This window comes from Citromicrobium bathyomarinum, assembly GCF_038594485.1.
In the GTDB taxonomy this organism is placed as follows: Bacteria; Pseudomonadota; Alphaproteobacteria; order Sphingomonadales; family Sphingomonadaceae; genus Alteriqipengyuania; species Alteriqipengyuania bathyomarina_A.
On sequence record NZ_JBCFZG010000004.1, the window covers coordinates 819,317 to 830,877 of the forward strand.

The 11,561-nt window shown below is 62.0% G+C and carries 10 protein-coding genes; 7 read left to right on the forward strand and 3 right to left on the reverse strand.

Features of this window, described 5'->3' with window-relative positions:
* Positions 1–7 precede the first annotated feature (7 nt).
* The gene (locus tag AAG591_RS09460) at positions 8–1,237 is read left to right on the forward strand and encodes a nucleotidyltransferase family protein (protein ID WP_342530948.1); all 1,230 of its coding nucleotides are present in this window, start codon (positions 8–10) and stop codon (positions 1,235–1,237) included.
* Between the two features lie 28 nt (positions 1,238–1,265).
* On the opposite strand, the gene AAG591_RS09465 is transcribed toward AAG591_RS09460, so the two are convergent.
* The 3 genes from AAG591_RS09465 to AAG591_RS09475 form a co-directional block, all read right to left on the reverse strand.
* Complete coding sequence (locus AAG591_RS09465; protein ID WP_342530949.1) at positions 1,266–4,490, reverse strand: FG-GAP-like repeat-containing protein; 3,225 nt, start codon at positions 4,488–4,490, stop codon at positions 1,266–1,268.
* Between the two features lie 104 nt (positions 4,491–4,594).
* Positions 4,595–5,056, reverse strand: a complete 462-nt coding sequence (locus AAG591_RS09470) for a lasso peptide biosynthesis B2 protein (RefSeq protein WP_342530950.1) — start codon at positions 5,054–5,056, stop codon at positions 4,595–4,597.
* The gene (locus tag AAG591_RS09475; RefSeq protein ID WP_342530952.1) at positions 5,053–6,294 is read right to left on the reverse strand and encodes a cupin domain-containing protein; all 1,242 of its coding nucleotides are present in this window, start codon (positions 6,292–6,294) and stop codon (positions 5,053–5,055) included. Before AAG591_RS09475 ends, AAG591_RS09470 begins: the two co-directional genes overlap by 4 nt.
* A gap of 108 nt (positions 6,295–6,402) precedes the next feature.
* Between AAG591_RS09475 and AAG591_RS09480 the strand changes: the two genes are divergently transcribed.
* The 6 genes from AAG591_RS09480 (at position 6,403) to AAG591_RS09505 (ending at position 11,513) form a co-directional block, all read left to right on the forward strand.
* A complete protein-coding gene (locus AAG591_RS09480; RefSeq protein ID WP_342530953.1) occupies positions 6,403–6,681 on the forward strand; it encodes a PqqD family protein in 279 nt (92 codons plus the stop codon).
* A gap of 340 nt (positions 6,682–7,021) precedes the next feature.
* Entirely contained in the window at positions 7,022–7,171 is a 150-nt protein-coding gene (locus tag AAG591_RS09485) for a hypothetical protein (RefSeq protein ID WP_342530954.1), read from the forward strand.
* An 82-nt stretch (positions 7,172–7,253) separates the two neighbouring features.
* A complete protein-coding gene (locus AAG591_RS09490; protein ID WP_342530955.1) occupies positions 7,254–9,071 on the forward strand; it encodes an asparagine synthetase B family protein in 1,818 nt (605 codons plus the stop codon).
* The gene (locus tag AAG591_RS09495; protein ID WP_342530956.1) at positions 9,068–9,712 is read left to right on the forward strand and encodes an aspartyl/asparaginyl beta-hydroxylase domain-containing protein; all 645 of its coding nucleotides are present in this window, start codon (positions 9,068–9,070) and stop codon (positions 9,710–9,712) included. Before AAG591_RS09490 ends, AAG591_RS09495 begins: the two co-directional genes overlap by 4 nt.
* Complete coding sequence (locus AAG591_RS09500) at positions 9,709–10,650, forward strand: hypothetical protein (protein WP_342530958.1); 942 nt, start codon at positions 9,709–9,711, stop codon at positions 10,648–10,650. The genes AAG591_RS09495 and AAG591_RS09500 overlap by 4 nt, the downstream gene beginning before the upstream one ends.
* On the forward strand, positions 10,647–11,513 hold the full coding sequence (locus AAG591_RS09505; RefSeq protein WP_342530959.1) for a sulfotransferase domain-containing protein: 867 nt from the start codon (positions 10,647–10,649) through the stop codon (positions 11,511–11,513). The genes AAG591_RS09500 and AAG591_RS09505 overlap by 4 nt, the downstream gene beginning before the upstream one ends.
* The last annotated feature ends 48 nt before the right edge of the window (positions 11,514–11,561 follow it).

Sequence of the window (11,561 nt, forward strand, 5' to 3'; positions counted from 1 at the left end):
CAGGCGGATGGACGAAGCTTCGAGAAGAGCCCATAGCCAGCTTTTCAGCTGGCTCTGCGCTTCGAACGATGAGCCTGCGTCGGAGCTGACGCAGGCGGAATGGAACTGGATTGCACAGGTTGCGCGCGAATATCGGTTGCGACCGCTGCTTCATCTACGCCAGCGCTCGGGCATCGGCCCTTCATTCCCCCCGGTTTTTTCCGAGGAATGTGCGCAGTCCTTTGCATCCCAGCAGGTGCGTTGGCTGGATCTGAAAGGCGGCATCGTCCGCACGAGCCGTGCGCTGTCCGAAGCGAATGTTCCGCATGTCTTCCTGAAGGGGGCGGCGCTGCGCCTGAGTGTCGCTGCCGAGCCTGCGGTGCGCCCGATGCGCGATCTGGATATCCTGATCCCCCGCGACCGGTCCGTGGCAGCGCGCGACGCGCTGACCGCTCTGGGTTTCCACGCTTTGCCGGGCGATCTGGAGACGGCGCTTGACCGGGGGTATCAGCAGCCCGCGCTGATCCACTCCGCGAGTGGGCTCGCGGTCGAACTGCATCACGATCTCGCTGCCTTGCCATCGATCGATACCGCATCGCTGGCTGCCTTCGTACGCGATAGTGTGGAGCATGTGCGGCTGGGGGGGCACCCGATACCAGTCAGCGCTCCATGTGCTACATTTCTTCACCTCCTCCTCCACGCAGGCCCCAAGTCGCTGTTCGATTGCGGCCCGTTGCTTCTCGCCGACGTCGCGATGCTGATCGAGAGGAGGGTGGATCGGCTGGGCGAGCTCTACGAGAGGGCCGAGCAATTCGGCTTGCTGCCCACACTCGCGCTCGTGCTGCAACTGCTTGAGCGGCATGGAGCCGACACAGAGCGGCTAGGCTTGGACAGCGCGCATCTTCCGCTGGTGGCAGAAACCCTCGTCGACCATGCCGAGGGCTTGCTCGTCCAGCCGTCCAGGGCAGTGCACCAGCGCAAGATGGTGCGCGAAGCCCGGGATGATGCCGGTCGTCTGGCCGGCATCGACAAAGCCTTCGCGCGAGCTCTCATGCCGTCGCGCGCCGGCATCGTGGCGACGAGCGGGGGGCGGATAGAAGATCGCCTCTTATGGCTGCGCTATCCCCACTGGCTGATGAAGCGGGCATGGCAGTTGCTGTCGGGCCTGCGCGATCGCTCGCTCGCAGGGGAAGTGGTCAGGGATCGCGCTCTGGCTAAATTTCTCTTGGACGATCCCGCTGCGAACCGGGCCGAATAGCCCGACGCGCAGTGTGGTTGTATAGCGCCTATTTCGCCCGGCGAACGGTCAATTCACTATTGGCCGGGATCGGCCCCTTCAGCATGGTTTTGGACCCGTCGCGCCAAAGCACCTCCACGCTATCGACCTTGCGCGCAGCCCCTAGACCGAAATGGGCTTCGGGCCGATCGGCCGACGCGAAGCCGCCGCTCTGCCGAATTTCGCGGGTGAGCCAGGTCTTGCCGATCCGCACGCGCACGGTTGCGCCCACGCCGCTGCGGTTGCCGATGCTATCGTCGAGGCGAACCCAGAGCGATCCGCCGCGTATTCCGTCCGCCCGATGCACAAGCGGCTGGCTGATCGCCGAAGGGCGGATCAGGTCCATATCCCCGTCACGATCGAAATCGAGCAGCAGATAGCTGGTGCTGGGAATCTCGTCTTCGAAGCCGAATTCCTTGCTGGCCCGCTCGAAATTGCCGTTTCCGGAATTGCGGTAATAGGTCGAGGGCAGAACGCTGCGATGCGTCAGGAAGCCCGACGCGACGAAGATGTCCTGCCAGCCATCCTGGTCGAGATCAGCGAACTTGCTGTTCCACGCCCAACCCGGCTGCGCGACGCTGCGGGAGCGAGTCTGGTCGACAAAATCTCCGCCCGAAGACGAACGGTGCAGCAGCACGTTTCGTCCACGTACCCCGCCGACATAGCCGGCTTTCTCGATAAGCTTCTTGCCATTGGGCACCCTCTGGCCGTTGGCGCTCAGGCATTGCGCCCGGATATCGGTCCATTGGGCGGGCAGGTTATCGCAAGCAGTGGGATCCGATTTGTAGCCCGACCGGCGGATCATGCTGAGCGCCGCACACATCGCCCGATAGCGTGGATCGACCATCTTGTCGCAATCCGAATACTGGGCGCTCGCCGAACGATAGGCCTGCGACCGATCTTTCACGATGGCGAAACAGGCAGTCTTGTCGATCTCCATCGAAAGGTCGTCGATGCAATAGGTGACATCGGGATTGAACTGTTCCTTCTTGTGCTCGAACGCGATCTGAACGGCATAAAGCGTGTCCATACCACGATTGTCGACGTCGCCCATGTCGAGGCTCATCGTGGTATTGGTCAGGTAGGGAATGAGCTTGTCCTGCTTGCGCAGGAGCGTGAACTTGCGACTTCCCTTGTTCAGATAGACCTTGTCGGACGTCGATACGTCGTCCCCGATCAGAAGATCGGGGCGCCCGTCACCGTCGACATCGGTGATCAGCGAGGTCAGCGATTCCCCGGGCAGGCCTTCCAGCAGTTGGGAGGTGAAGCGTTCATCGCCATCGTTCCACATGATGCGATCGCGCGACGAAAGCAGGAAGGGCAGGTGGTTATTGCCATTGGTCCCTGTCGACCAGTTGGCCGCCAGAATATCCAGATTCCCGTCGCCATCGAGGTCGGCAAAACCTGGCGCGCCGACCATTGGTGCATCGCCATTGTCCAGCGCGGTCGCCGCATCCGAGGAGAAGCCATCGCGATTCCAGAAGACCCAGGCTCCATGGAAATAGGTCGAGACGAAGAGATCGGATTTCCCGTCATTGTTCAGATCGACGAACGCGACCGCGTTCACGAAATGCCGATCGATCTGGTCCAGCTGCAATATCTGGCGATGGAACCGGCCGCCCACGTTGGCGAACAGCGCAATGCCGCCCTTGCTCGGCGGATTGGCCAACGCAACATCGGTCCATCCGTCGCCATCGATGTCGCCAGCCGCCGCAGCCCAGTACATCGTATAGGGTTCAAGCACTTCGAGCCCCGACAGTGAAGGAGCAAGGTCGAGCCCGATATCGCTGCCGGGCAGGCGCGTGAACGGCGTCCCCCCGCCGGTCGATCCATGCGACCCCAGCGACCGCAAGGTGGCGGTGACGGTGCCGGGGCCGCTGTTATCGACCAGCAGGTCCGCCGGAGCCGGGGGCGATTGCACCCCCCGCTTGAGTGCGGCGATCTGCTCTTTCGTCGCGCCGACGGGTTTTGCGGCGGGAGGATCGTAAAGCTGCAGACCGGTCTTGAGATAGGCGATGTTGTTCGCGGTGGCCGATTCACGTTTTTGCACGTCGAAGCGCCAGGCGACCCCGGTGGTCGCGATGGCCAACATGACCAGAGCCGCCATTACGCTCGTGGACAGCCGCCAAGAGACTGCCCGCCCGATGACGAGGTAGGAATAGACGCTAAAAGACCCGAGGCACAGCAGCAGCGGCATGACGAGAATCGCGGGCCAACCCGACGCGATCAGGATGGTGGCGAGCACCACATCGAAGCTCATCGGGACGGGCAGGAAGATGCAGATTACTGCGATCAGCACGATCATCGCGAACTTGTAACCGTACCCGCCGAAGTCGATCCAATCAGCGATCCTATCGAAAGGTAGAAAGGTGATCGCGATTGCTCCAAGCGTACCCGCAAGCAACATCAGCGGCAGGGTGGCGACCACAATAAATACGAGGTTGCGGGCGAAGCTTTCAGCCAGCCAACGCAACGCACCGAGCCATCCTTCACCAGCGGGGGCGGTCGGATCCATTTCCCGGATGGTCTCAAGACGCTGGAACCATCCTTTGCGCCGTTCCTGCCCGATCGCTGCTTGCGTCAGTTCGAGCGCTTCTCTCTGCGTGGCCACGTCCTTGCCCGCAAAGCGCACGATCAGGGGAATGCCCAATACAATAAACAGAAGCATCGCGACCAGTTTTGCCGTCGCCATATAGAATGGCAGCAGCGCAAAGGACATGGAGACCACGATGACGTTTAGCGTTGGTGACGCGATCATTGCCGCGAGCGTGGTTTCCAGCCGCAATCCCGCTTCGTGCAAACCACGCGCGATCGGTGCGGCGCAGTTCACGCAAACCCCCAGCGGTGCGCCGATCGCAGCGCCGAGGGAGGCATTTGCAATGGGATGCCGGAAGCTGCGCCGCTGGATCTGGCTAAGCAAGGTCAGTGCGCAAGCGCCGAACATGAATCCGAATGTCATGCCCTTCCAGTTGGTATAGGCCCAGTTCAGCGTGTTTCCGATGACGTCCCACAGCCAGCCATCTGTGGGGAGGATTTCTACGATCACATCGAAGGAGATGCCTGCAATGGGCGTGTCGCCACCCATCATCGCTTTGGTATCAAGTGCCGGGTAGCGCGACTGGGTCCAGAAATAGAGCGCTACGATCAACGTCAGGATCGATGCCAGCACGATCCTGCGCCAGGCAATGCCTGGCGAACCCGCGAAGCCCGGCGGGCGTAAAGTCAACCGATCCACAATGCCCTCCGCATGATCGCCTCAGCCTCAGCTGCGCGCCCTCATTTAACGATCAATCCCGTTCATTCAGTACGCCGGTGACCATGCGCCTGACAAGCGCCATGCTAGTCGAAGCGGGCGACGACCACCATGGCCGGCTCGATCGGGAAGCCGGCGACCTTGACCTTGCCCGCGCTGACCCAGGCATGGGCGCGTGGCAATGTGTCCGGGGCGATGGCGGGTGCCAGGCCGAACCGGACGGTTGCGGGAATGCCTCGACGGCGCAGCATCAGCTTGGCGGCGACCGCCTGCTGCAGGCAGACCGCGCGGAAGGGCACCCGTGAGGCGGCCAGTGCGATCGCCCAGCGGATGTCCCTTGCTGCGGCGAGACTGGCGCGACTCTCGAGCTGGAGCTGCGGCTCATCGGTGGAGGTGGGCGAGCCCAGCGTCCGGGCGACATTGCGGAAGGGGGACAGGACCAGCCACGCGCGCGCAAGCCCCAGCATGGCCATCGCCTCCAGCACCAGCGCGCGTCGTCGCGGCTCCATCCTTGCGAAGGTTTGCAGGCGCGACCAGTTCGCTGTCACTCGCCAGGCTCCAGAAACACAGCGCCACCCGCTGCCAGCATCTGGACGAACCCTTGCAAGGCTTTCTCCTGTGCAGGATCGGCCAGCGTGGCAGCGAGTTCGCCGAAGCTTGTTCCACGGTAGCTGCGCAGCAGGCGAAGCGCGGGCAGGAACGGCGGGTGGCACGGCCACTCCCGCCCGCCAACGATGACGCATTCGATCGCCCCGTCCTTGCGGCGCTCATCCACGCGCCTCTCACTGGCGAGAGTGATGATCGTGTTGCGATCGATCGTGGGAGGGCTTTCGCCCATGCCTGCAAGGTTGAAACGCGGCGCGGCGGGCCGTTCCGCCTCGCGAGAGCGGGCGAAGTCTTCGGAAATGTCTCCATCGAACTGCGCTTCGATGGCACGCAGCAAGTCGGCGAAGTAGGCTTTCCTTGCCTCCGGACGGCTGGGAGGTGGTACCGCCGCGCTGCCGATCGCCGCCTGTTCGATGCGCGGGGCAAGCCAGTCGAGCACGTTGCGCGCGACCGGGCAGGATATCGCGACGGTGATATGCAGGCTCTCTTCGCCCAGTGGTGTCGCTTCGTGCCACCATCCGCGCGGGAGATACAGGACGTCGCCGCTTTCGAGGATAGTGTCGAACCCGAACTTTTCAGGTAGCGGGCAGGGGCTGTTGCGGTAGCGCGTGGTGGGTCTGGTGTAGTCTCCGTCCGCCACACGCCAGCGCTTTCGTCCGCGTGCCTGCAAGACCAGTACGTCGTGATGGTCGAAGTGCGGGGCAAAGCCGTTATCGGTTCCCCATCCGGCGTAGATATTGATGTTCACATGCGCGCCGAACAGCTGCTCGGTTTCATCGGCAAGCGCCCGCAGGGATGGGAGCAATTCCTCGGCGTAGCTGATCACCAGCGTCGCGCCCTGCCGCAACAGCATGTTGGTCGCACCCGCGTCGAGATCGCGCGCGCCGCGCCGTTCTCTGGTATAAAGCGAGGGGTCAATCAGCTTGCCTGCTCTGCTGAGCCTGAGGCGCGGCGGTTCGAGCCGGTTATGTTCCAGCAGATAATCGAGATCGGACCAGTCGAGCAGGCCGGCAAAGCGATCCGCCTCACCGGGGAGATACAGCATGTCCCTGTTGAAATACCGGTCGATGAAGGTGTCTCGATCGACCGGGGCAATCAGCGCATCGAATTGCATCGTGGCTGCTCCCTCGACATCATCGCCATCCCCCTCCGGCCATTCAGAGGTATCCGATTCGCCCATAGTGCAAAACCTGCTGCGCTTCCCTGACGGCGTCATTGCAGGCCTTGTGCGCTTTCTCAATCCGTGACAGCAGAGGCCTCTTTTCGCTTAGCTAGGGTCAGTCCACCGATGGTCGCCGAAGATGCCGTTATTGCCCGGGAAGAAACTGCGCTTTCGAGCCAGGTCGAAGACCGCGTGATGATCATGAATATCGACACCGGCACCTATTATGAAATCGACAAGACTGCTGCGCGTATCTGGGATTTGCTGGAACAGCCGAAGACCTTTGGCGAGCTATGTGACGCGCTTTGCCAGGCGTATGAGGTGGAGAGGGCGCAGTGCGGTTCGGACTCGAGCCGCTTCGTCGAAGAAATGAAGGGTCTTGGCCTCCTCAAGATCGATGCGTGACGGCCTGAGTTGCTGCGCGCGAGGTCGAGTGGGGAAGGCTTGATCTGCTCCCGCCATGCGAAGCGTGGTCCCGGCGTGGCGCACGAATGGTGGGGCATTGAGTGTCGACGATCTTGTAGACACTTCTGTACTCCGTCTTGAACGGCGAAAAGAGTATGCGGTTGTCGCTTAAATTCAACGTCGTGGCGAAACTGGTTTCGCGAAAGGGCCCGCTTTTCTCTTCCTGCCAATCGCAGATCGATAGGAAGGCGCAATGCAGCACATGACGTTTTGTCTTCTTGCGTGCTACCATGTTTGTGTTAATGTGGCGCAGTAAGACACGAAAAAAGAAGCCCGAATCATGTCCAGCAAGATTGTTAACGAAGGCAAGGGTGCGAAACGCGCGGAGTGGTCCGCACCTGCAATCCGCAATGTGGTTCCCTTGACGCACACGCGTGGTGGGATCGGGGATGTCGACGATCAGGATGATCTTTTTTACGTCGTTTCCTGACCTCTTCGAGGGCTGAGCGTGATCTAGCCGAGACCTGCCGGGCAGCCTCGGATTGCCGGAGGATCGAAGCCTGCAGCCCTTCATGTGCTTTCTCGGTCCAGGGCCAACGCGCCCGCCCGACCTCGTTGCGACAATCGCCCAAGCCCTGAGTGAATCGGGGCTTGGCCCGTTTGGCGACGCGCGCGCTGCTGGAGACTTCGTTTTCGCGCAGAGCGCGCCTCGCGGTTCCGGGATCGCCGAGAGCGATGATGTCATCGTTCTTGCCGATGCGCGGATCGATGCGCGAGACGATTTGCTGGCGGAACTCGGCTCCTCAGATTCCCCCGCCATGCCAAGCGATCCCGAACTGATCCTCGCCGCGTGGCGAAAATGGGGGGAGGCGTGCCCGCAGCATCTGCTCGGCGACTATGCCTTCGTCGTTTTCGACCCTTCTTCCGGTCAGATGTTCTGCGCCCGAGATCATGTGGGCGCGCGGCCGCTTTTCTATGCCGAGGGGGCGGGATGGATCGCGTGCGCTAGCGACCCGGCAATATTGCTGGCTCTGCCGGGAGTGGACGACCGGCTGGACGATGATGTGGTGCTGACCCGGTTGCTTGCGCGTCGATATGTCCCCGTCGAACGCACCTGGCATCGCGGCATACGCAATCTGCCGTGGGGCCACGCGATGATGGCGGGACGCGCACCGCTGCGCAAATGGCGATACTGGAAGCCCGGGCCGCGCGGCCGCATCCGGCTGCCTACGCCCGGTGATTATGCGCTGCATCTGCGCAAACTTGTCGAAGCGGCAGTGGAAGATCGCTTACGCGGTTCGCAGCGGATCGGACTTCATCTGAGCGGTGGCCTCGACTCCACTGCAATCGCGGCGATTGCTGTGCCCCGGTTGCGCGAATGCAAAGCCTCAGAGCCCGTGGGATTTTCGTGGCATCGGCGGGATGCGAAGGCCGCGCCGGAAGCCGAACCCGCATGGAGCGAGTCGGTGAAGCGCACGCTGGATATAGATCTTCATGCGGCTCTGCCCGAGGCCGATGTCCTCCACGATCTTTTGCGGCGCGATGTCACCCGCCATCCCGACCCCCGCAACCTGTTGAACGAACTGCCGGTGCAACTTGCGGCGCAGCGCTTGGGTGTCGACGTCATCCTGTCGGGGTGGGGCGGCGATCAGGGGGCTTCGTTCGAAGGGCGTGGATACAGGACGGAGCTGCTCGCAAAGGGGCGCTGGATCAGGTTATGGCGCGATCTAGATAGCGCGACGGTCATAGGGAAGGTCCGGCAATTCGCGCTCGTCGCGTGGGCGCTGGCAGGTGAGACCCTGCGGCAGGAGGGGGATGGCCCCCCCAGTGGCTTCGCGAGCGCCGCTTTGCGACGCCGCGCGCAGTTCTTGCCGCAGCGAACGGTGCGCAAGAGCAGCGTAAGACGTACGATGAACGATCTCTTCGATTTGGGTGCAATCCAGTCGCGCCTGAATACGTGGGCTGCCAGCGGTGCGCGCCACGGGATTGAATACCGCTATCCCTTGCTCGACCGCCGCGTGCTCGAATTCGTCTACTCCATTCCGACCGATCTGTTCGTTCGCAATGGTCAGAAAAGATGGTTGATGCGCGCCGCGATGGACGATCTTCTTCCGGATACGGTGAAGCGTCACGCCGGCAAATTCGAGCCGGTCCGGCTCGAAGATTTGTCCGATCCGCTGTTGGGGGCCATCAAGAGACTTCATGCCGACTTGCAAGAAAGCGGCAACCTGGTGAACCGATCCGACTATATCGACATGAACGCGCTGAACGCCTGGTTGAGCCAGCAGCGGGACTACCTGCAGGGGCAGTCGCAGGCGCGGGTAGCTCTTGAATTCTTGAAATTTCCCGACAAACCCACTTCCACGACGGATCGGCCGGACGAGACATGACCAGGGCTATGCGAGCAGGCGTGGAAGCGGACAGGACCGAACAACCGATCCAGGCCTTGCGCCCGGTACGCAAACCGTCGTCTTACCGGGATCTCGGGCCGGTCGATATCGCGGCACTCGTCCCGCTGGTTGCCCGCATTTCCGAGGATACTTGGAAGGTGGAAGATTCGCGCAAGGAAAACGACTTCGCGGTGTTCCACCACACGAGACATCTCGTCTTCAGATTCACGCCCCGAAACCGAAACCCGCTCGATTTCTATTCCACGCCAGCGTGGGATGTATGGTCGCCCGTCCTGCTGCCGATCATGCATCGGGCCATTGAAGAGTATGCTTTCGTTTCTCCCGAATTTCCAAAGGTGATGCTGGCCCGACTTGCGGCTGGACACGTCATCGACCCCCATCGCGATGGGGCCGGATCCAACCTGCTGACCCACAAGATACACGTGCCGGTGCAGACAAACCCCGGGGCCCTGTTCAGTTCGGGCGGAGAAGAGCGCCATCTCGCGCTCGGACATGCCTACGAAGTGAACAATATCGCCAGGCATTCGGTGCGAAACGAAGGTACGCAGGACCGCATTCATCTGGTTTTCGAGGTGTTTGAAAGCCAACCGTCAACCGCCGAGAGGGGCATCACCCGTTGACTGTCCATCGCTATCGAGCCTTCGGCCTTGAGATCGCGTCGGAGATCGAGCTTTCGGTATTCGCGCCTGGCCGATCCAACGAGGTCGATGTCGAAATCCGGCTGGCAGAACATCTGAGCGATCCGGAAGATGCAGAGGCGATGCGGTTTCGTAACTGGATCGCCCGCCCCGGACTGATGGTGCTGGACGTGCCGGACGTCGCCCGCTTTCGGATCGAGGACGGGCGGCGAATTCTTGTTGAGCCCGCGAAGGGCTGCACTCCGGCCGACGCCGTGCCCCATGTGCAGGGCTCGGCGCTGGCTGCGCTTCTCCAGCAGCGTCGTACGCTCCCAATGCACGCAGGCGCGATCGAGACCTCGCGCGGCGCAATGTTGCTGGTCGGCACGTCTGGAGTAGGCAAGTCGACGCTTACCAACGCGTTCGTCCAGCGGGGCTATCGCATGATGGGCGACGACGTAACGCCCATTTCTCTCGATGCCGCAGGCCGCCCCATGGCGACGTCGGGCTTCCCCGCTTCCCGACTGTGGGCCGACAGTGCCGAATATTTCGGTCACGATATCAGCGGCCTTCGAAGGGCACAGCGGGATCTGGAAAAATATTATGTCGTGCCGGAAAACTGGTGCGACGCGAGGTTGCCGGTTGCGGTGGTGGTAATCCTGCATGTCGCCGGCAACGGGCAGACCCGCATCGAGCCGCTTGAACCCGCCGAGCGCATGAATTGGCTGCTCCGCTACAGTTTCCGCAAGAAATTTCTCAACGGCTTCGGTCTCAACGAGCTGCAGTTCCGGATGGTATCGGCGATGGCAGCGCAATCGCATATGGTGCGACTGGTGCGCCCCGCCCGGGGGGCTCCTGCGGCAGACCTGGCGGCACTACTGGAAGAGGCGCTTGGCTTCGAACCGGTCGTCGAGGGCGAACGCGTCGACGAGACCGCATGAGAACGGCGCTATCGTCGGAGCCCTCGCTGGTGTTGCTCGCGTCCTTTCCCAAGAGCGGCAATACGTGGATACGCTGTCTCCTGACGGCGTTTGCGACAGGCGCCCCCTTGAGCGATCTCGGCCGTCTGGCGGCTCCCGCGATGTTGAGCGTCAGGCAGCAGTTCGACGACCATACGGGCATTTCTTCGGCCGACCTCGGGCTGGACGCGATAGATGCTCTGCGCCCTGGATTTCACAGGGCCGTGTCAGAAGGACTGGAAGGTCCGGCCTATGTAAAACTGCATGATCGCTTTTACCGGAACAATGCTGGTGACGCGGTATTCGCGGCAGACGCGTTTCGCGGCGTGGTGCATATCGTGCGCCACCCCTGTGCCGTGGCCGCGTCCTATGCGCATCATCTCAACAATACGATCGATCACGCGATAGACTTGATGGCGGACGAGGCGGCGATGCACGACTGGCGACCGGATTCGATAGCCACGGTCATACCGCAGAGGATAGGCAGCTGGAGCAGCCACTCCGCCAGTTGGCAGGATCAGGAAGAGATTCCACGGCTGACCTTGCGTTACGAAGATCTGCTCCGTGATCCCGAAAGGCAATTTGCCTCGATCTTGGAATTTGCCGGGGAAGATGCCGACCGGGCCATGATCGCACGGGCAGTCGAAGCTACCGGGTTCGAGGCGCTGCGCAGCATTGAAGCGGAAAAGGGCTTCCACGAGAAAGTGACCGAAGGGAGCTTTTTTCGAATGGGGCGCGCTGACAAATGGCGGGACGAGTTGAGTGAGGCCCAGATCGAGAGGATCGTGTCCGATCACGGCGCTATGATGGCCCGCTTCGGGTACGACCGGCAGGCTGTATCTTGATCGTCTCTTTCGCCCGCAGGCTCATCTTCGTGGCGGTGCCTCGCACCG

What these genes read in the sequence shown, in the direction of transcription:
- AAG591_RS09460 (WP_342530948.1), top strand. Translation starts at nt 8, where the DNA reads ATGGACGAAGCTTCGAGAAGAGCCCATAGCCAGCTTTTCAGCTGGCTC.
- AAG591_RS09475 (WP_342530952.1), bottom strand. Translation starts at nt 6,294, where the DNA reads ATGGGCGAATCGGATACCTCTGAATGGCCGGAGGGGGATGGCGATGAT.
- AAG591_RS09480 (WP_342530953.1), top strand. Translation starts at nt 6,403, where the DNA reads ATGGTCGCCGAAGATGCCGTTATTGCCCGGGAAGAAACTGCGCTTTCG.
- AAG591_RS09485 (WP_342530954.1), top strand. Translation starts at nt 7,022, where the DNA reads ATGTCCAGCAAGATTGTTAACGAAGGCAAGGGTGCGAAACGCGCGGAG.
- AAG591_RS09490 (WP_342530955.1), top strand. Translation starts at nt 7,254, where the DNA reads ATGTGCTTTCTCGGTCCAGGGCCAACGCGCCCGCCCGACCTCGTTGCG.
- AAG591_RS09495 (WP_342530956.1), top strand. Translation starts at nt 9,068, where the DNA reads ATGACCAGGGCTATGCGAGCAGGCGTGGAAGCGGACAGGACCGAACAA.
- AAG591_RS09505 (WP_342530959.1), top strand. Translation starts at nt 10,647, where the DNA reads ATGAGAACGGCGCTATCGTCGGAGCCCTCGCTGGTGTTGCTCGCGTCC.